Below are 19,465 nucleotides of genomic sequence, written 5' to 3' on the forward strand. Positions count from 1 at the left end.
GTCAGGTACCGGGTTCAGCGAACCCAACCACCGCCCTGCCAGTGGTAACCGTCATTACGTTGCACCCAGTGCGGGTGTACATAACGGTAGCCTTCGCGTACCTGCTCCCAATGGCCGTGCACCGCTACATAGCGCCCGCCTTCCCAACGCCAGTAACCGCGCGACCACACATAACCGTAGCGGGCCGCCGGCTCGACTTCGATCACCTGCACCGGCGGCGGCTGCGGCGCCACCACCTCGACATACTCACGTTGCACCGGCCCGCGCTCATGCACCACGCGCTCTTGTACACACCCGGACGCCGCGACGACAAACGCCGCCAATGCCGCATAACGTAGCAACATACAAAAATCCTCGGGCGTTAACGCCCAACACCTGCACCGGTAAAAAATGCCCCCTTGTTTTAGCCGCGCTCCTGCTTAGGCCTGGGTTCTTTGTAACAGGTGGTGTCTGTCAGCTTGCTGAACCCGCAGGCCTCACGAGGCACACGCGACGGTCGGTCGTTTCAAGCGCACCAATAGCAACCCAGCAACCACCACAGCCATGCCGGCGTAGGTCGACCCGGCGATCACATCGCCAAACATCAGCGCCGCCCACACCAAAGTCACTGGCGGCTCCAGATAGACCAGCGCCGCAACATGGGTCGCCGTCATGACCCGCAACAACATCCACAAGCTCAAATAGGCGACGAATGTGGAGAACAGCGTCAGCCAGACAATCGAGATCAACACGTCAGGGTCATGGGGAATACTCAGCGTGTCGGTATAGAGCACCGCAGCGGTAAAGCCGACCAGGGTCAGCAGTGACTGGATAAACAGCGGCAACACCAAGCCTGCGCCCTGGTGTTGAACGGTGCGGCGCTCATACAAGGTCGCCAGCGTCAGCCCCAACGCCGAGGCCAGTGGCAACAGGTACATGACCAGGTCGACGCTTTGACCACCACTGCCGTATTGCCCGGCAATCACGATCGACACCCCGGCAAAGCTGATCATCAGCCCGACCCACTGCCAGCCGCCGCTGCGCTCCACCGCGCTGCCGGTCGACAGTGCCGCCGTCATCAACGGCTGCAGCGCTGCGATGATGGCAGCAATGCCGGGCGGCAAGCCGTTTTGGATCGCCACATAGAGGCAACTCAGGTACAGGAACTGCGACAGAAAGCCGATCACAGCGTAATGGCGGATCTGAGCCCATGAAACCGTCAGCAACCTCACGTTCAAAAACAACCCCAGGCACACCGAGACCAACAGGAAGCGCCAGAACAGCAGGTTGAACGCCCCGCCGCGTTGAGTACCTAACTTGGCGCCGATATAGCCGGAGCTCCACGAGAGCACAAACGCCGCCTGCAACAGCAGCCGCTTTAAGTTTGATCGCGTCATGAAGCCTCCCGTCAGTGCACGTTGACTGAAAGGCTAAGGGCCGCGCATGCTTCTGTATATTTGAATTACCTGCACCACAAATCCGTAATAGTGGAATCATGGCCAAACAACTGAACATCGACCTGCTGCGCACCTTCCACGCCGTGGCCCGCTTTCGACGCTTCAATGAAGCGGCCGAGCATGTGCACCGCAGCGCGTCGACCGTGACCACACAGATTCAAAAGCTCGAAGACCAAATCGGCCAGCGCCTGTTCACCCGCAGCAACCAAGGCGTCGAGCTGACCCTGTACGGCAAGAGGCTCTTGGGCGAAACCACTGAGTTTCTCAAAAGCCACGACCGCCTGCTGATCGCGCTGATGCCGCAACGCATGCAGGGCAAGATCCGCCTGGGCATTCCCGACACCTATGCACCGGCGTTCATGCAGGAGTTCCTGCCCCGCTTGATCGCTGACAACCCGCTGCTGGAGCTGGAAGTCGAAGCGCGCACCAGCGGCGAACTGCTGACTATGTTTATGGCCGACCAGCTCGACCTGGCCATCACCGTCAGTGCACAACCGCTGGCCCAGGGCGAACGCCTGGGGCCGGTGCAGCCGCTGTGGGTGGCGGCCGAGGGCTTCAGTTGCCCGCCGAATGCAGCGCTGCCGATCACCGTGCCGGTGGCCGGCTGCCCGTACCGTGCGGCGGCGTTGCAGGCGCTGAAGGATCACGGGATTTACCACCGGGTATTGCTGCAGAGCCCCAATTCCACGGCGGTCGAGGCTTGTATTCGCAGCGGCGTAGCGGTGGGGTTGATCGAAAAAAGCCGTATGGGCAGCGGGCTGACGCAAAAGATTGCAGGGTTCGAGTTACCCCCACTGCCGGTGCATCATCTGTACCTGCTGTGCGATAGCAGCAATGCACTGGCCCTGCATCTGTATGCGCAGGTTAAACAGGGCTTCCACATTTGAGCCCTCACGTTTAGCCGAAGCGCGCCAGCACCGCCTCGATAAACCGCCGCAACTTGGCGGTGCGCTGTCGGTTGGCGGTGTAGACCAAGTGCATGGGGCGGCTGGGCGCCTCAAATGCCGGCAGTACCCGCACCAACTCGCCCCGGGCCAAGGCCGGGCGCAGGAAGTCTTCGGCGCCCAGCACGATGCCGAAGCCATCCAGTGCCGCCGACATCAACGCCCTGCTTTCGTTGATCTGAAGGCGGCTGGCGACCTGCACCCTGTAGGGCGTCGCGCCTTGGTGGAAGACCCATTCCCGGTCCGCCGGGCGTGACCAAAAGGCGTAGCCCAGGCATTCATGGTGCGCAAGGTCCGCCGGGCACTGTGGCGTCCCCCGCGCCGCCAGGTAAACAGGCGCTGCGCACACCACCAGGCGATAAGGCGCCAGCGGCCGCGCCGTCAAACCGGTGGTGGCCAGGGGGCCGATGCGGAACGCCGCCTCATAGCCCTCCTCCACCAGGTCGACGAAACGGTCCGTGAGGTGCAGGTCAATTTCCACGTCCGGGTTTTCACGCAAAAACGCAGTAATCAGCGGCATCAGGCTGTAGGAACCGAAGGTGACCGGGGCAGTGACCTTCAACTTGCCGCGCGGCGTGTCATTCATGATCTGGGCGAGCGAATCAGCAGCCTCAGCCTCCGTCAGGATATGTTTGCAGCGTTCGTAGTATGCGTGCCCCAACTCCGTCAGGCTTTGCCGGCGCGTGGTGCGGTTGAGCAAGCGGGCGCCGAGGTGTTGCTCCAGCGCGGTGACGTGCTTGGCCACCATTTGCGGCGACAGGTTCATGCGCTCGGCGGCGCGGGCATAAGAGCCCAACTCGGCGGCCGTGACAAACGCACTCATGCTGGTTAGACGGTCCACGATTGACTACTCCCAGTAACTACACTGAATCCAAACCACCCATTTATCACCCAATGGTTGCCAATCATCATAGTCACTTCCCCACTTCGCAGGAGCAAGACCATGAAGATCGGCGTGATTGGAGCAGGTTTCATCGGGCGTGCCGTGGCCCAACTGGCCCTGGCTGCCGGGCATGAGGTGATGCTGAGCAACTCCCGTGGCCCGCAGACCATGAGCAGCGTGCGCAGCGGCATCCCCGGCGTGCAAGTGGGCAGCGCGCAGGAAGCCGCGCAGTTTGGCGACGTGGTGCTGGTGGCGATTCCGCTGGAACACTACCGCAGCGTGCCCGCGCAGTGGCTGGAAGGCAAAACGGTGCTGGACGCCAACAATTACTACCCTGACCGCGATGGGCATATCCCGGCGCTGGACCGTTTTGAAACCACCACCAGCCGCTTGTTGGCCGAGCACTTTGCCGATTCAAAGGTCGTCAAAGTGTTTAATGCGATCTTTGCCTCAGACATCAACCGCGATGCCCGCCCACACGGCGCACCCGACCGCCGCGCCCTGCCGGTAGCCGCCGATGATGCGACGGCAAAGGCGCACGTGATTGCGCTGCTCGACGGGCTGGGTTTCGACGCCGTGGACGCGGGAACGCTGGATGAAAGCTGGCGCTTTGAACGGGCCAAGCCTGCGTACTGCGTGCCGCTGAATAAAGCCGGCTTAACGGCCGCATTGGCCGCCGCCGAGCGCACGGTGGAACTGCCGCCTGCCGAACGCTCCCGCACCTGAACACACGCCCACAAAAAAGCCCGCTGACCGTTACCGGTTCAGCGGGCTTTTTAACATCAGGCCTGGCTTACAGCGCCAGGTCAGATGCCGGCTTGCTCGGCTCAGCCGCAGGCTTGGCAGCCTCGGTGGCTTCGGTTGCCTTTGGCGCGTTCAGCTGTGGAATGGCAGGCGGCGGGGTCAGTTGCAGGACGCCGGCCGTGTAAGCCCACTCCTTCGCAACAGCCTCAGGGCTGTCGTTCAGCTTGGTGCCGTAGCTCGGTACGATCTGGTGCAGCTTGGCTTGCCACTCAGGGGTCGCCACCTTGTCCTTGAACACTTTTTGCAGCACGGTCAGCATGATCGGAGCCGCGGTGGACGCGCCTGGCGATGCGCCCAACAGGCCGGCGATGGTGTTATCGGCGGAGCTGACCACTTCGGTGCCGAGCTTCAGGACGCCGCCCTGTTCTTCGTCACGCTTGATGATCTGCACGCGCTGGCCGGCTTGCCACAGGCGCCAGTCGGACTGCTTGGCGTTCGGGAAGTACTCTTGCAGCGCCTTGAAGCGGTCGTCATCGGACAGCATCAGTTGGCCAGCAAGGTACTCGACCAATGGGTATTCACGAATACCGACTTTGGTCATCGGCCAGATGTTGTGGGTGGTGGTGCTGGTCAGCAGGTCCAGGTACGAGCCTTCTTTGAGGAACTTGGTCGAGAAGGTTGCGAATGGGCCAAACAGAATCACGCGCTTGCCATCCAGCACGCGGGTGTCCAGGTGCGGAACCGACATTGGTGGCGCGCCAACCGAAGCCTTGCCGTAGGCCTTGGCCATGTGCTGTTCGGCGATGGCCGGGTTATCGGTCACCAGGAACGAACCGCCAACCGGGAAGCCTGCGTATTCCTTGGCTTCAGGAATGCCCGACTTTTGCAGCAGGTGCAGTGCACCGCCGCCCGCGCCAATGAACACGAACTTGGCGTCGGTTTCGGTCTTGGTGCCGTCTTTCAGGTTTTTGTAGCTCACACGCCACGAACCGTCGGCGTTCTTGGTGATGTCCTGCACTTCGCTCGACAGTTTGAGGTCAAACTTCGGCGTGGTTTGCAGGTGCGCGACGAACTGGCGGGTGATCTCGCCGAAGTTCACGTCGGTGCCAATTGGGGTCCAGGTGGCGGCGATCTTCTGCTTCGGATCACGGCCTTCCATCATCAGCGGAACCCATTTGGCGATCTGCGCCGGGTCTTCGGAGTACTGCATGCCGGCGAACAGCGGGCTGGCTTGCAGGGCTTCGTAGCGCTTTTTCAGGAACTTGATGTTGTCATCGCCCCACACAAAGCTCATGTGCGGAGTGGAGTTGATGAACGAACGCGGGTTCTTCAGCACGCCCTGTTGTACCTGCCAGGACCAGAACTGACGGGAAATCTGGAACGCTTCGTTGATCTCGACCGCTTTCGGGATCTCAACGGTGCCGTCCTTGTTTTCCGGGGTGTAGTTCAGCTCGGCCAGGGCCGAGTGACCGGTACCGGCGTTGTTCCAGCCGTTGGAGCTTTCTTCGGCCACGCCATCGAGGCGCTCGACCATCTCCATCGACCAGTCCGGCTGCAGCTCATTGAGCCAAACACCCAGGGTCGCACTCATGATGCCGCCGCCGATCAGCAGCACATCGACTTTCTTTGCCTCTTCCGCGTGAACGGACGTGATCCCCATCGACAAAGCCAGCCCCAGCAGGGCAGTGTTTACTTTTTTAAACATCAGTAGCACCTATGATAAAACGCCATCCGCCCCACCGCCCCTGACTCTGCAGGCCGTAGGGTGGGCACACAAGGCCGACGTAGCGACCTCACTGTTTTTGTCCCTTCTGCGCTGACTTCTTATCATTATTGGCTTCAGCTACCTGGGCGACAGCCAACCGCCGGGACGTATACGGGTGTACGCACCGGGGAAAGACTAGACCAAGACGGCGCGCAGAATATCACGCTGAACCGCATTTATGCGCCGTTTGGCCAATTGACAGCGCTAAATCGCGGCTTTTAACCCGCAGGTGTCAAGCGTCACAGCCGCGACCTGGGGTCACAGGGTGTTTAATCAAACTGAACGCTCGCGCAAAACGCTGTTCTAGACACCTTCGTGGCGGCTTGCGTAGCATCGGCCACTGTCCTTCGTGCACTTTTTTCCTACAGAGTTACCCATGACTATCCAGCAAACACCCGGGCACGTACTGCCCGCGCGCAGCGCCGCCAAAATGGAAGCGGCCATGGCCGTGGGCGCCTTCGCGATCGGCACCGGCGAATTCGCCATCATGGGCCTGATGCCTGACATCGCCCAGAACCTGAATTTGAGCGAACCCCAAGTCGGCCACGCCATCAGCGCCTACGCCCTCGGTGTGATGGTCGGCGCGCCACTGCTGGCCATCCTCGGCGCCAAGCTGCTGCGCAAACACATGCTCTTACTGCTGATGGGCCTCTACGCCCTGGGCAACCTCGCCACCGCCTTCACCCCGACCTTCGGCTCGCTGGTGGCCTTCCGCTTTATCAGCGGCCTGCCCCACGGCGCCTACTTCGGCATCGCCGCCGTCGTCGCCTCCGGCATGGTACCCAACGACAAACGCGCCGGCGCCGTAGCCCGCGTGATGATGGGCCTCACCCTGGCCATGCTGCTCGGCAACCCCATCGCCACCTTCCTCGGCCAACACCTCGGCTGGCGCTCGGCGTTCGCACTGGTCAGCGCCATCGCCCTGTGCACCATCGCCCTGGTCTGGCAATTCGTCCCCGACCGCCACGACGAACCGCGCAGCGACCCGCGCAAAGAACTGCGCGCCTTCACCAAACCCCAAGTGTGGATGGCCCTGTCCATCGGCGCGATTGGCTTTGCCGGCATGTTCTGCGTGTTCAGCTACCTCGCCCCGACCATGCTCGAAGTGACCAAAGTCTCGCCCCAATGGATCCCCTTCGGCCTCGCCGCCTTTGGCGTAGGCGGCATCATCGGCAACATCGCCGGCGGCAAACTGTTCGACCGTATGCAATTTCGCGCCGTGGGCTGGATCATGGTGTGGTCGATGGCCGTGCTGATCTTCTTCACCTTCGCCGCCAGCTCGCTGTGGAGCGTACTGCTGGGCATCGGTTTGGTCGGCACCATGATTGCCATGGCAGCGCCGTTGCAAATCCGCCTCATGGACATTGCCCACGAAGCCCCTAGTTTGGCGGCAGCGTCCAACCACGCAGCGTTCAACCTGGCAAACGCGCTAGGGCCGTGGTTTGGCGGGATGGCAATTACAGCGGGATATGGCTGGACCAGCACCGGCTACATCGGCGCCGCCACCGCGCTGGTCGGCCTGGGCCTCTACCTCATCGCCCGCCGCATGAAAGGCGGCCACTGACACCACCTTTTTAAAGCCCACCCAAGATCCAATGTGGGAGCGGGCTTGCTCGCGAAAGCGGTGGGTCAGTCACCAAGTCAACGACTGCCCCACCACCCCATCAATCATCATGCAACAACCCCGACCCATACTCCCCATAACTACTCCCCAACCCACTCCCGCCAAAACTCATCTTGGCCGCCTTGCTCGGGCTATGGTCCCCAAACGCTTGGCATCCGCCAGTAAAACAAGGGTCACCCCTCCCACCCGACGACCCCGTCGAACAAGCGCCCAACAGCAACGTGCCAGCAATCAGCGCGACTTTAACCAGATTCGAGATCATGTTTTCAGTTCCCGATGGGCTGGAGGCGCGGGGGTCCTCTCTTGAAGAGGATCGTAGACCTCAAAGGCGCTGGGGATTATGAAATTTTGCGGGATGACAGCATGGGTTCAGGTTGCCGCCTTGGGGTAAGGCGGCGGGGTTGGAGGTCAGGCGTTGGCTGGACTGGCAGCAGGCGCGACTTGCTCTTGGGCGCGGGCGACGAGTAAAGCGCTTAGGTCGATGAGTTGTTGGATGCCCAGGATGATGGCGCGGTGCGGGTCTTCGAGGTCGAAGGCCAGGGTGGCGGTTATTTGGTTGGCCGAATCGAGGTGCTCGGCGGCGTTGGCTAGGAGGGTTTCGGTGTCGATGTTCGGGCTGACGGAGAATAGGTTGCCGGGGACGGGTTCAGAGATTGCATCGTCGTCAGATGGCGGCAGGTAGTGATGAATAGCGCGTTGAGCCGCAGCTTGAAGCTTGGCATCAGTTGGTTCAGCGTTTGAAGCATGAGGCGGATTCGGTGTGACCTTGTACATGGCGAAGCTCCTTAACTGTTCAGGAACTGCCAATCTCACTTCCACATGAGGGTGGCAGCCGTACGCAGGTGTGGAAGACCAGGGCTAAGGACCCGGCGCACCGAAGTGCCCCGCGCACAGCCGCCGAAACACATGATACAGACGTAAAAAAACGCCGGTAGGTGTTTGTGACGATTGCGTCTTAGCTTGGTACGGACTTCCACATCCGGCCGCTGGGTTTCCAGCGGTTTGGGGAGGTTAGCTAGGGGTGGTCTGAGGGGCAAGCTGAGAAAAGCGTGGGAATTTTCTCAGTGGATTTTAGCCAGTTCCCGAGATCACTCCATACTTTGTGAGTCGTTCCGATGATGGATTGGAACCACTAACTCTACAGGCCTCTAGATACGCACCCTGTAGCGAACCATAAAAAGCCCTGTACCACTTCTGTACCACTCCCCTGCAAAGGACGGTAGCTCTTCGCACGTATCGGCTCCGCGAAATCCGCTGCTATGCTTCAAGCTTTAGGAACCAGGGGGATATTGATGGCGAGCGAATACTCACTAGCGGATGTGCTGGAAAGGATGTATGAGAACCAACTGGCGTTAGAGGCGGCGTTAATGGAGCTGGTGTTATGGACAGAAGAGGGTGGCGAATTGACGACTGGTGGAAACGTCCGTGGCGCCCTTCAAACGCTTGGTGAGAATGCAGGCCACATCAAACAAGGCTTAGCCAAGCTGAAAAAGCAGGATCGTCTATAAAAAATTTACGCCAATGCAGCCAGTTTGATAAGGCGTCTCCGGAGTACATGATGCCCAATTCCCCCAACGGCCCCGCACCAAGCGAAGCCGGCCGCAGAATCAAAAATTGAGTCTTTCTATGAACAACATGAGCCTTCCTCCTCTAGTCGGTGAAACCCGCGATGGCAAACTCACTTGGCAGCGCCTCGATAACTTGAATTACGAGTTAATTGGTTATTTTTTGTCCTGCCATCTCATCATTGAGCACTACCTTGATGAGTATCTGAAGTCACAATACCCCAAGCTGGACTGGGATTCCTCTAGGCAGTCGTTTGGGCAGAAAGTCTCGCTTCTTGCTGCAGATGGTTATCCGGAGAAGTACAACTCCATTCCCGCTATCAAGCATATGAACAACCTCCGGAATAAGCTCAGTCACAATATTGACTTCAAAATCGGTAGTGTGGAGTTGCTTCCGCTCTCTCAATACTTGAAGAAAGCCTGCGGGCCGGAGTACGAAGAATCAACCCAGCCTAAAGAAATTCTAGAGTTATTCACTTCACTGGTATGCGTTTGGTTTGCCTCTAGAATCAGCTTTAATGCCAATCGCACACAGTGAGCTAGAACGCGCCCTATGTTCAAGGCCCTCCACATCAAGGCCCGCCCCGGCGGGCTTTTTTGCGCTTGACGGAAACCAGACCCCGGGAGCCTGGTCTAGCATCACCCTTGGTAATGGCTGAGCATGATCGCTAAGTACGAGAGACGTGTCGCCACCAACATCCCATGTAAAAGTAAATATCTGACGCTGTCGCGTGAACGCGAAGGTCGTGCGTACTGCGCAATGCCGCATACGGCTTCAAAAGCAGCCCGCCCTAGTCACCTCTCAAGTTTTCATGTTGACCCACGGGAAAGAGGTTAGGAGGGTTAGTTTTTTTCAGAGCGCCTTGAAAGCCTTGTTTGTTATGGCTTTTCGAACGGTTGACAAGGTTAGCTTTTGGGTTAGGACTGGTTAGTTCCTAACCTTTATTAGCGTTAAATATTCAATATATTAATTCCTTTAAAAACAACGACTTACTAATTACTAACCTTTGACCTAACCCAACCTAACCCATCAAAGTTAGGTCTCAAGCCCAACAAACACGGGCCTTCCAAGTCACAACACCACCCTCAAAAAAAAACTAACCTTTTTCCCGAGGCACCTACTGAATTCAGCTGTGTGGGCGTGCTTATGAGCGTTGCCAAAAACCTCCACCTTCGCAGGATTCCGCAGGCTTTCTTCTCCCTCTAAAACGCCAAGCAAGCCCCCAGCCTACGCCATCGAGAGTGGTACGCAGGTGCGCAGAAAAAACGACCCATTTAGCCCGCAGGCGAGGTGGGGGGACGACGGCGCGCGCCAGGTGCAGACGATCCTACCCGCAGCCTGTAGCACGTCACTTCCCCCCCTGAATGTGGCACGTCAACTCCCCAATCAGGGAACTGCGAGCGTGTTACAACCCTGGCTTCGATCGGCAGTCAGCGACGCGCTAAAAGGCCCGTGTTTATTGGCCCGCGCAGCCCCTTACACTTGCCGTGACACCCTGCTAATGCTATGTTGTAGTGGGTTTTTTCACGCTGATGAAGGGCAAACTTTCATCTATTCCCGCTGGCTTTTCCGATTCAACCCCCTCCTCTGCCTTGCAGCTCGTCGCCTCAAATCGCATCATGACCAAACGTCATTTACTGTATGTGCATACAGCAATGGATTCGTAACCATGGACAATGATGAAGACACCCTCGGATGGCTTGGCCTCCCCACACCACTGCAGATGTACCGACAGCATTGCCATCTGCTGGAGAACGAGATCCAGGAACTCAACCAGCAATTACGCAAAGCCCGTGCGGACGTTTACGGCATCAGTCAAATGCTGCTGGAAGCCCAGGCGAAGAATACGGAGTTTGCGGGGTATCTCCGGGAACGTGGAGCCGAAGCCGCATCAATGCGTAAGCAAATCGCGGACTTGACCACATTGTCCAATGTGAACAGGCGGGAGGCGGATGAGCTGCGGCGCATCGTCAATGAAATGAGACCTCGGCCGACCACGATTGTCTAACGTCAAACTGAAAGAGGGTTTGCCATGTGCGGAAGACTGTCGCAGTACCGGGGAATCCACGAATTTGTCGCGGCGCTGAGCATGCCCAATGCCCTGGCAAACTCGGTGGGTGATCAGCCGATCGAGCGGTACAACGTCGCCCCAACGACTTACGTGGCGTTACTGCACCAGCAGGGTGAGTTACTGCACGCCGATCCCGTGCGGTGGGGGTGGCGCCCGCATTGGGCGAAAGACCGCGCCGCGCCCATCAACGCACGCGTTGAAAAGGTAGCCCACGGCCCGTTCTTCAGAGCGATCTGGCCACACCGTGCGATCACTCCCATCGACAATTGGTTCGAGTGGGTGGATGAGGGCGGACCGAAGAAACAGCCTTATCTGATCCGCAGGCGGGACGGCGCGCCGATCTTGTGCGCAGCTATTGGTCAACTACCAGACGCAGATGAAGGCCCAAGAGAGCATGACGGCTTTGTGATCATCACCGCTGATAGCGCTGGTGGCATGGTGGACATCCATGACAGAAGGCCCGTGGTACTCACACCGGACCTTGCCCGCGAATGGCTGAACCCAGCTACGCCGAAGGAGCGTGCCGAGCAGATGGTATTGCACCAGGGCGAGCCGGCCGAGACTTTTGAATGGTTCAAGGTCAGCACCGCCGTGGGCAATGTAAGAAACAAGGAAGCCAGTTTGATTCAGAAGGTTCGTTAGTAGAATACTCAATGACACCCTCAGAAGATAATATGCCTATAGAAGCTTATCCACAGGACGAAGACTAATAGACTTTGGCTTATCGACGATCGATATTTTCTTACCTTCAAACATCAGCCAAAAAGCAATTCTCACCTCCTGCTCATCCTTAAATTTTACAGGCTTAATAAAAGCAACCTTATCCCGAAGTTCCTCTATATCAGAAACCCCAAATTCTTTTGAATCCTTAACAAGTACAAACCGATCAACATATTCCACCTCCTTTATTTCAACATTCAAACTCAAACGTTGCTGAATTTCCTGAAGACTATATTTTTCAGTTAAATCAGGAGGCAGGTCTTGAAAGGTCAGTTCACTCCATAACACACTACCAATGTAATTTGCAAAACCAGAGAGTTTATCGGCAGCAATAGTCCACTTATCTGCGTGGGCATCAGTGATACTCCCGGCACTTCCAACACTCTTAGATATACAGTAGATCCAACAATTGTGCGTCGACCCACTCATGTTCAAATTCTTTACCTTTATATGCCCATTAGCAACCTGCATATCACCAATATGAACTCGACCACCGCCCCCAAACTCAAAAGACGCCAACCACTGAGGAGAAGCTTCAAGATAATTGGGAAACTCTAGCACATAAGAGAATGTCCCCTCCCCATTATCCCTGAGAAGTTCATTCTCAATAGTTCTATACCCATACAACGTACCAAGACGCACGGTATTACAACCAGACTTTATATTATATTTTTGATCGCAGAACTTTGCAAAAACTGGAGCACCAAATCCAAAAGCCTTCATATTTTCTCTCTTTTTTAGAATATCTTAGCGAAATCTACCATTTGGAAAATAAGGCAGCTCCACTGTGCTCCTAATTTTCATCTCAAAATACAAAATAGCCTAAAAATTAAAACGTGAGCAGGGAAAAACTAGACCTATGCATTTTACTAACATTTGATCACCGGCACATTCGAGTGATTCAGAGTGAACCCAGTGTCAGCCTGCCAGTCCGATGCTTGGTTGACTGCGTACTATTTTTCCCCCACCCCAAGTTCAAAGGGCTTGAAGCGCACGACCTCCTCGCCGACCCAATCATTTAGAAGGGCAAGGCGAGTCTGAATCGGCTCAAGCTCCAGGGTTGCCCAAACTTCCCCCGCTTCCTTCGGCGAACCAAAGCCCCCCGCGTTCTTCGGCACGATTCCCATCAATTGAGGATAAACCCGCAAAGCAGCAAGCACGTCGCCCTGGGTCTGATCTTTAATCGAGTTGAACTCGTCCTTTGCCGACACCTCGCTCACCGGTATCAGCTGAATACCCTCCTTCTTCCCGTTCGGCGCGTACACAAAAAGGTTTCGAAAGTTTCCCGGCCCCTTGGAGTTCTTCAAAGCCGTGCGCAGATCTTCGATGTCGGATTCGTTCTGCGCCGCGTCCGTCATGTACAGGATGAAGCCCGCATGACTGCCGTTCTCGTAGTACTTGCGGCGGAACAAGGTCGCCGACTGATTCAACAGCGCCGATTGCAGCGCGCACAGCCACTCGGGCAAACCGTAAATTTCTTGATGTAGGTCGAGTTCGCGCAAATGGAAGATGCTGTCCTGATCAAACTCATGCTCCTGTTTCCAGCCTTGCACCTGAAAGAAACGCCTTTCCTTCCCGACACGCATGTATTTAGCCAGCGATGGTTTTAGTGCTACTGGCGTGCCCAACAGTGACCGCCGTGCCTCCACATAACCATTCCCCAGCGCCAAGTAATCCTGAGCGTACTGGTCGAACGCCTCGCGGGTTAGCAGCTTGTGCGGGATGAACGTGCGGGTCAGTTGGTTACGCTTGAAACGCAGCCCCGAGTCGAGGTGAACGCTCGCCTTAACCGACCGAGCAAGTCCATCCAGCGACAATGGCGGCTCATACCAGCGCCCGTTAAACCAGCACTCCAACGAATCGAATACTTCCCTGGCCGACAACACCGACTCCGGCTCGCCAAACGTGAACGCCACCGACTTGTGCTCACTCACGGCCTGCTCCGTGGCAACCGCCACCTCATTGTTCGTACTCATCAAAAAAGCTCCATCCGCCCGGTATTGGCAGCCGTCTGCCCTTCGAGCGGTTCGTGGTGTAGTGCATGGAAAAGCGCCCAGGCCAGGTCGGCGTGGCCGGTTGATTCGCTGCGTCCGGCGGTATAGGTGAACTGCCGGCCGCTGGCGGTGATGGTTTTGCGGATAGCCATCAGTGACTGCGCGAAGTCCGTCCAGCCGGCGTCGAACTCCAGCCGGCCCTTGTGGATCACGTCGTAGGCTTTCATCACCAAGCGCGATTTAACCTCTGGCGAATAGCTGAACGTGGTCAGTCCGGGAAAGAACTGCCGCACCAGCTGCGCCACGCCAGAGCCCATGCCGGTTGTGTCAATGCCGATATAGGTCACCCAGTAACGCTGGGTCACCAAGCGGATTGACTCGGCCTGCGCCGCGAAGTCCATGCCACGGAACTGGTGCCGCTCAAGAACCCGGAACTTACCGCCTGGTACCATCGGTGGTGCCACGACCACCAGACCGGAACTATCGCCTGTTTCGGCCGGGTCATAACCCAACCACACCTGACGGTCGGCCAACGGTCGCGGTGCCAACGGTTTGTAGTCCTCGGCCCATTCGACCCAGCTGTCCACCATGCAAGACTGCAACATCGACAGAGGAAAGATGCTCGCCCCGTCGTCCACAAACTGGCACATCAGCAAGTTCTGGAACGCCTCAGCGTCGTACTCTTGACGCAACTCCTCAAGGTCAAACAGGTCACAACCGCGCTGCTCGGCGTCCAAAATCGTGACGATCTGCCGCCACACCTTGTCCTCGCACAACCGCCCCTGCTGCAGGGCATCGTGGGAAACATCTACCGAAATACGGTTGGCGGCGGGTTTGCCCTTGTTGAATCGCTCACCCGTCCAGAACGTGTATGCCTCGTGGGCCATGCTCGACGGCGTGCTGAAGTAGGTGCGGCGATATTGCTTCTGCATCGCCATACCCGAGGCGACCTTGTTCAGTTCCTTGAACTTGAACGTCCAGAAGAATTCATCGAAGTAGAAGTTGCCGTGGTAGCCCTGGGCGGTTCGTGCGTTCGTGCCCAGGAAGTGCAGCTCCGCGCCGTTCGCGAGCGTGATGGGATCGCCAGTCAGCTCAACGCCGACGACTTCCCTGGCAAAAGATTGAATATACGATTTGAAAATGTGCGCTTGATTCTTCGACGCCGACAGGAAGATCTGGTTACGCCCCGTGGTCAGGGCATCAATCAACGCCTCCCGAGCAAAGTAGAAAGTCGCCCCGATCTGCCGGCTTTTCAGAATGGCCCTGGTGCGCTGATTACCCGCCTTGTACCAATCCAACTGATAACCAAAGCACCCATCGACAAACGCCTGGGTGAGCAGCTCGATATGCTCTTCACTGAACTCATTGCGGCTCGGTTTTTTCTTGGGCCCGCTGTTGCGGTCATTCAGTTTCGGGTTTAGCTCAGACTCGGTACCGCCGCCCTTGAACCGCTCGATTCGGGCCTGGCGTTCTAACTGCCGGTGGAGCAGGTCAATTTCCTTGAAATCGCCGCCGGTCTTGCCTTCCTTCAGGATCAACTGCACCAACCGTGCTTCCAATGCCCCGCCAATTCGCTCGACGTTATCCGCCCGGTCCCATTCGTCACGGGCTTTCCAGCTGTGGACGGTCTTCTCTTTTTCGTCCAGGTACTCGGCAATTTCAGTGATGCGCCAACCCGTCCAGTACAAAAATTTGGCCTGGCGACGGTTATCACGGATGGGAATTTCAGCGAGAGCATTCATGGCGCAGATGCTGCCTTCCGCGCGCGTGGTACACCCGCCTCTCTCCCTGTAGAGCCTTGCTCTACAAGTGCGGCTCGTTGCCCGCGAGGCCGCAGCTGCCGACCATGCCCACATCGCAACGGCAGTTCGCCGCCACCGCACTGAGGACTCCCCATGGCCAGCAGCACCAAACAGAAATTCCGCTCCAAGTGGACCCGCATTGCCGTAGAAGGCGCGACCACCGATGGCCGCATCATCGAGCGGAGCTGGATTGACGACATGGCCTCGCAGTACAGCCAGAACACCTATGGCGCTCGCATCAACTGCGAACACATCAAGGGATACTGGCCCGGCGGTGAATTCGGCGCGTACGGCGACGTAGTGGCGCTTAAGGCTGAAGAAGTCGACATTGCCGGCATCAAGAAACTGGCGTTGTTCGCCCAGCTCGAACCCAATGACGCGCTTTTGGCCTTGAATAAGGCCGGTCAAAAGGTCTACACCTCGGTCGAGATCCAGCCAAAGTTTGCCGATAGCGGCAAGGCCTACCTGGTCGGCCTCGCCATCACTGACACCCCTGCCAGCCTGGGCACCGAAGCCCTGAGCTTCAGCGCTACACATGGCACCTTGGCCGGACGCAAACAGGACAAAGACAACCTGTTCAGCGCTGCCGAGGAAGCCTCACTCGAATTCGAGGAAGTCACCGACCAGCCGAGTGCTTTTGCAGCAATCAAGGCCAAGCTCGGTGAGTTCATCAAAATGAGCAAGGACAAGGATGGCAAGGACGCCAACACTTTCTCCGACATCGGTGAAGCGCTGGAAAGCCTGGTAACCCTCGCCACCCAGCAGGCTGAGCAAGCCGACGCTTCAAGCAAGGCCTTGGTAGATCTGAAAAAGCAGTTCACCAGCCTGGATACCGAGCTGAAAGAGCTCAAAACCAAGCTCGGCCAAACCGCTGACCTCAGCCAACCACAGCGTCCGCACAGCACGGGCGGTGCAGGCACCGTACTGACTGCTTACTGAACACACGGCCCGACACCGACAAGCCTATTCACCGGAGAACACCCCCATGCGTAAAGAAACACGCTTCGCCTTCGCCGCCCTGGCCGTGCAGATCGCCCTGCTCAATGGCGTAGCCAGTGCCCACGAAAAATTCAGCGTCGACCCCAGCATCCAGCAAAAACTGGAAGTTGCAGTGCAGGAGTCCGATGGTTTCCTGAAACAGATCAATATCATCGGCGTCGACGAGCAGTCAGGCGAGGCCCTGCTGCTGGGTGTCAATGGCCCGGTAGCAAGCCGCACCGATACCTCCGGTGGCACTCGCCGCAGCCCGCTGAGCCGCAGCACACTGAGCAAAGACACCTACATCTGCAAACAGACCAACTTCGACAGCGCGTTCCCCTATGCGCTGCTGGATGCCTGGGCCAAGTTTCCAGACTTCCAAGTCAAGCTGAGCAACGCGATCATCCTGCGCCAGGCCCTGGACCGCATCATGATCGGTTTCAACGGCACCAGCGCCGCTGCAACCACCAACCGCGCCGCCAATCCCCTGTTGCAAGACGTCAACATCGGTTGGCTGCAAAAAATCCGCCTCAGCGCCGATGACCGCGTGCTCGACACGGCCACCATTGGCCCCCGCAAAGTCATCAAGGTTGCGGGAGTCGATACCGTATTTGAAGGTGATTACGCCAACCTCGACGGCCTGGTGTTCGACGCAATCCAAATGCTCGACCCATGGCACCGCACCCGCCCGGATCTGCGCGTATTGGTTTCCCGCAACCTGATGCACAGCAAACTGTTGGCAGCCGTGGAAAAGGGGGCCGACTCCAACCAGGAAGAAAACGCCGCTCAAGAGATTGTCAGCCGCGCCCGTTTGGGTGGCCTGCCGGTCGTCGACGCTCCGTTCTTCCCGGATAACACCGTACTGGTCACCACCCTCAGCAACCTTTCGATCTACTACCAGAACGGTGCACGTCGCCGTCACTTGAAAGACGAACCTGAGCTGGATCGTATCGCCGACTACCAGTCCTCGAACGAAGCCTACGTGATCGAAGACTTCGGCCTGGTCGCCCTGGTGGAAAACATCACGGCCGTCAACTACCCAGCTCCAACCGGGGCATAAGAGGCGCGCCATGCACCAGACACCAGCCCAACGCAACCAGCTGCGCAAACGCGCAGCCATTGAGTCCGCCGCAACTGCGCCGGCCACTTCAATGGAAGGTGCAACCGCCTACGAGCACCAACTCGCCCAGCTGGCACAGCACCGCGCGCGTCTAAAGCAGGTGCAGTCCAACCAGGGCAAAGCCGAGCTCAAGGCTCTGCTGATCCCTGAGTACGAACCCTATGTGCAAGGTGTACTGGATGCCGGCAACGGCGCCCAAGACGAGGTGCTCACCACCATCATGCTCTGGTGCATTGATGCCGGAGGCTACGCCGGAGCGCTGCAGATCGCCGAATACGTCATCAAGCACGGCCTAAAAATGCCGGACCGCTTCGAGCGCTCCACTGGCACATTGATCGCCGAGGAAATCGCCGAAGCGGCCCTTAAGGCACAAAAGGCGGGCGACAGTTTCCCGCTGTGGATTCTGGAGCAGGCCGCCCGCATCACCGCCGAACAGGACATGCCCGACCAAGCCCGCGCCAAGCTGCACCTGGCAATTGGTAAGGAAAACGCCGCAAAAGTGCCGAACGAAAACCTCACGACAACTGATGTCGGGTTTCTGGTGGTAGCAAAGGCTCACCTGAGTAAAGCCATCGACCTGCACAGCAATTGCGGCGGCAAAAAGGATCTGGAGCGCGTTGAGCGCCTCCTCAAGAAATACGCTGCTCCCAGCAGCTAACCGAGCGTTCCCACGCACCCCGCCGGCTCGGGGCGGATCGGCCAGGCCGCTCCTCCTGAACGTGAAGCCCCGACCACCGGCGATCTATTTTCGAGTGCAGTCTCATGAGCGCATTTGTTGCCAGCGGCACCGTCGCCAGCGGCCATATCAACACCGACCCGTTCTGGCCGTCGATTGATCTGGACAACCTGCGCGCCACACTGCGAATCGATGCCAGCGTCACCTCAGTTCGCCTGGAAACCGCCGTGATCGCTGCCGCAATCAACCTCAACCGTGAGTTGAGCGACTGGCGAGCAGCTCAACAGGCCGCCGGCTACACCACGCTGGATGAAGTCCCTGGTGATCGGATCAAAGACGTATCGGTAAAGGCCCACCTCTACCGCCGAGCGATCGAAGCCGGCACCGGCGCCGAAGTGTGCGAGCGGTACCGCGACTACAGCGCTACCAACACGGGCAACAACAAGGCCGAAGAGGTTGCCCCCAGCATCGACGATTACCGGCGCGACCTGCGGTGGGCCATCCGCGACTTTCTTGAAAAAAGCCGCACCACCGTGGAGCTGATCTGATGCCCACCGCCGTCCGCGCGAACCAAAACGACACGGTCGATGCCCTTTGCTGGCGATTTTACGGCCGCACTGCGGGCGTCACGGAGGCCGTGCTGGAGGCCAACCCCGGCCTGGCCGACCATGGGCCAACCCTGCCTCAAGGCCTTGTCATCAACATGCCCGAAGCCCAAACCAGCGCGCCCCAGCGGCAGATGGTGAACCTATGGGACTGATCCTCTGCAACCAAGGAAACCCACACCATGGCTGATCCGACTTCCAGCGTTGTGTCCGGCCTGCTTATTGGCTTGGGCCTGGCGAGCGTCACGCCCGTCATCGACGATGGCGCGCTATTCGGCGCCATCCTCGGTGCCTGGCTGGTTACCAGCACCAAGCGTGACCTCAAGGTCTGGCAGCGACTGGGCTCACTGTTCCTGTCGGCCGGCGTGGGCTATCTGTTCGCGCCCATGGCCCTGCAGGCAATCCCGTTTATCACCAGCGGTGGCAGCGCCTTTATTTGTGCCCTGGTGGTCATCCCGATCAGCATCAAACTGATGGTTTGGGTGGAAAAGGCGGATATCTGGGACATCTGGCGTCGCATCCGAGGGGGCACCTGAC

At 58.1% G+C, this 19,465-nt stretch carries 22 protein-coding genes; 13 read left to right on the forward strand and 9 right to left on the reverse strand.

The window, feature by feature from the left end:
* Positions 1–14 precede the first annotated feature (14 nt).
* Both FFI16_RS18045 and FFI16_RS18050 read right to left on the reverse strand, forming a co-directional pair.
* Complete coding sequence (locus FFI16_RS18045; RefSeq protein ID WP_099549597.1) at positions 15–344, reverse strand: YXWGXW repeat-containing protein; 330 nt, start codon at positions 342–344, stop codon at positions 15–17.
* A gap of 132 nt (positions 345–476) precedes the next feature.
* A complete protein-coding gene (locus FFI16_RS18050; protein WP_138816171.1) occupies positions 477–1,376 on the reverse strand; it encodes a DMT family transporter in 900 nt (299 codons plus the stop codon).
* A gap of 98 nt (positions 1,377–1,474) precedes the next feature.
* Between FFI16_RS18050 and FFI16_RS18055 the strand changes: the two genes are divergently transcribed.
* Positions 1,475–2,323: a LysR family transcriptional regulator gene (locus tag FFI16_RS18055; RefSeq protein WP_138816172.1), complete on the forward strand. Its 849-nt coding sequence runs from the start codon at positions 1,475–1,477 to the stop codon at positions 2,321–2,323.
* 10 nt (positions 2,324–2,333) lie between these two features.
* Here the strand turns inward: FFI16_RS18055 and FFI16_RS18060 are convergent, their stop codons facing one another.
* On the reverse strand, positions 2,334–3,203 hold the full coding sequence (locus FFI16_RS18060; protein ID WP_138817432.1) for a LysR family transcriptional regulator: 870 nt from the start codon (positions 3,201–3,203) through the stop codon (positions 2,334–2,336).
* A 120-nt stretch (positions 3,204–3,323) separates the two neighbouring features.
* Here FFI16_RS18060 and FFI16_RS18065 point away from each other — a divergent pair, with 120 nt between their 5' ends.
* A complete protein-coding gene (locus FFI16_RS18065; RefSeq protein ID WP_138816173.1) occupies positions 3,324–3,989 on the forward strand; it encodes an NADPH-dependent F420 reductase in 666 nt (221 codons plus the stop codon).
* Between the two features lie 67 nt (positions 3,990–4,056).
* Here the strand turns inward: FFI16_RS18065 and mqo are convergent, their stop codons facing one another.
* Complete coding sequence (mqo, locus tag FFI16_RS18070) at positions 4,057–5,712, reverse strand: malate dehydrogenase (quinone) (RefSeq protein WP_138816174.1); 1,656 nt, start codon at positions 5,710–5,712, stop codon at positions 4,057–4,059.
* 436 nt (positions 5,713–6,148) lie between these two features.
* On the opposite strand from mqo, the gene FFI16_RS18075 reads away from it, so the two are divergent.
* Entirely contained in the window at positions 6,149–7,336 is a 1,188-nt protein-coding gene (locus tag FFI16_RS18075) for an MFS transporter (protein ID WP_138816175.1), read from the forward strand.
* Between the two features lie 100 nt (positions 7,337–7,436).
* Here FFI16_RS18075 and FFI16_RS30710 read toward each other — a convergent pair whose 3' ends face one another.
* Positions 7,437–7,658 (reverse strand): hypothetical protein, encoded by a 222-nt coding sequence (locus tag FFI16_RS30710; protein ID WP_138816176.1) that lies wholly within the window; start codon positions 7,656–7,658, stop codon positions 7,437–7,439.
* A gap of 146 nt (positions 7,659–7,804) precedes the next feature.
* Positions 7,805–8,170 (reverse strand): DUF6124 family protein, encoded by a 366-nt coding sequence (locus tag FFI16_RS18085; protein WP_138816177.1) that lies wholly within the window; start codon positions 8,168–8,170, stop codon positions 7,805–7,807.
* A gap of 518 nt (positions 8,171–8,688) precedes the next feature.
* Between FFI16_RS18085 and FFI16_RS18090 the strand changes: the two genes are divergently transcribed.
* The 4 genes from FFI16_RS18090 to FFI16_RS18105 all read left to right on the forward strand — a co-directional run bounded on the left by FFI16_RS18090 (position 8,689) and on the right by FFI16_RS18105 (position 11,675).
* Positions 8,689–8,904, forward strand: a complete 216-nt coding sequence (locus FFI16_RS18090) for a hypothetical protein (RefSeq protein WP_138816178.1) — start codon at positions 8,689–8,691, stop codon at positions 8,902–8,904.
* Positions 8,905–9,022: 118 nt separating this feature from the next.
* Positions 9,023–9,499: a hypothetical protein gene (locus FFI16_RS18095; protein ID WP_124416768.1), complete on the forward strand. Its 477-nt coding sequence runs from the start codon at positions 9,023–9,025 to the stop codon at positions 9,497–9,499.
* A 1,132-nt stretch (positions 9,500–10,631) separates the two neighbouring features.
* Positions 10,632–10,970: a hypothetical protein gene (locus tag FFI16_RS18100; protein WP_138816179.1), complete on the forward strand. Its 339-nt coding sequence runs from the start codon at positions 10,632–10,634 to the stop codon at positions 10,968–10,970.
* Positions 10,971–10,994: 24 nt separating this feature from the next.
* Entirely contained in the window at positions 10,995–11,675 is a 681-nt protein-coding gene (locus FFI16_RS18105) for an SOS response-associated peptidase family protein (protein WP_138816180.1), read from the forward strand.
* A 36-nt stretch (positions 11,676–11,711) separates the two neighbouring features.
* Here the strand turns inward: FFI16_RS18105 and FFI16_RS18110 are convergent, their stop codons facing one another.
* The 3 genes from FFI16_RS18110 to FFI16_RS18120 all read right to left on the reverse strand — a co-directional run bounded on the left by FFI16_RS18110 (position 11,712) and on the right by FFI16_RS18120 (position 15,489).
* Positions 11,712–12,476, reverse strand: coding sequence for a hypothetical protein (locus FFI16_RS18110; RefSeq protein WP_138816181.1), 765 nt, complete (start codon positions 12,474–12,476; stop codon positions 11,712–11,714).
* A 230-nt stretch (positions 12,477–12,706) separates the two neighbouring features.
* Positions 12,707–13,729 carry a phage portal protein gene (locus tag FFI16_RS18115; RefSeq protein ID WP_138816182.1) on the reverse strand — a complete coding sequence of 341 codons (1,023 nt, stop codon included), beginning with the start codon at positions 13,727–13,729 and terminating at the stop codon, positions 12,707–12,709.
* The gene (locus FFI16_RS18120) at positions 13,729–15,489 is read right to left on the reverse strand and encodes a terminase ATPase subunit family protein (RefSeq protein WP_138816183.1); all 1,761 of its coding nucleotides are present in this window, start codon (positions 15,487–15,489) and stop codon (positions 13,729–13,731) included. The genes FFI16_RS18115 and FFI16_RS18120 overlap by 1 nt, the downstream gene beginning before the upstream one ends.
* A 153-nt stretch (positions 15,490–15,642) precedes the next feature.
* Here FFI16_RS18120 and FFI16_RS18125 point away from each other — a divergent pair, with 153 nt between their 5' ends.
* The 6 genes from FFI16_RS18125 (at position 15,643) to FFI16_RS18150 (ending at position 19,464) form a co-directional block, all read left to right on the forward strand.
* Positions 15,643–16,488, forward strand: coding sequence for a GPO family capsid scaffolding protein (locus tag FFI16_RS18125; protein ID WP_080520698.1), 846 nt, complete (start codon positions 15,643–15,645; stop codon positions 16,486–16,488).
* Between the two features lie 46 nt (positions 16,489–16,534).
* Entirely contained in the window at positions 16,535–17,587 is a 1,053-nt protein-coding gene (locus FFI16_RS18130; RefSeq protein ID WP_080520697.1) for a phage major capsid protein, P2 family, read from the forward strand.
* Between the two features lie 10 nt (positions 17,588–17,597).
* Entirely contained in the window at positions 17,598–18,305 is a 708-nt protein-coding gene (gpM, locus tag FFI16_RS18135; protein ID WP_138816184.1) for a phage terminase small subunit, read from the forward strand.
* Positions 18,306–18,409: 104 nt separating this feature from the next.
* Entirely contained in the window at positions 18,410–18,871 is a 462-nt protein-coding gene (locus FFI16_RS18140; RefSeq protein ID WP_138816185.1) for a head completion/stabilization protein, read from the forward strand.
* The gene (locus tag FFI16_RS18145; RefSeq protein ID WP_138816186.1) at positions 18,871–19,083 is read left to right on the forward strand and encodes a tail protein X; all 213 of its coding nucleotides are present in this window, start codon (positions 18,871–18,873) and stop codon (positions 19,081–19,083) included. Before FFI16_RS18140 ends, FFI16_RS18145 begins: the two co-directional genes overlap by 1 nt.
* A 27-nt stretch (positions 19,084–19,110) precedes the next feature.
* On the forward strand, positions 19,111–19,464 hold the full coding sequence (locus FFI16_RS18150; RefSeq protein ID WP_064451435.1) for a putative holin: 354 nt from the start codon (positions 19,111–19,113) through the stop codon (positions 19,462–19,464).
* The last annotated feature ends 1 nt before the right edge of the window (position 19,465 follow it).

It is taken from the genome of Pseudomonas sp. KBS0710, assembly GCF_005938045.2.
In the GTDB taxonomy this organism is placed as follows: Bacteria; Pseudomonadota; Gammaproteobacteria; order Pseudomonadales; family Pseudomonadaceae; genus Aquipseudomonas.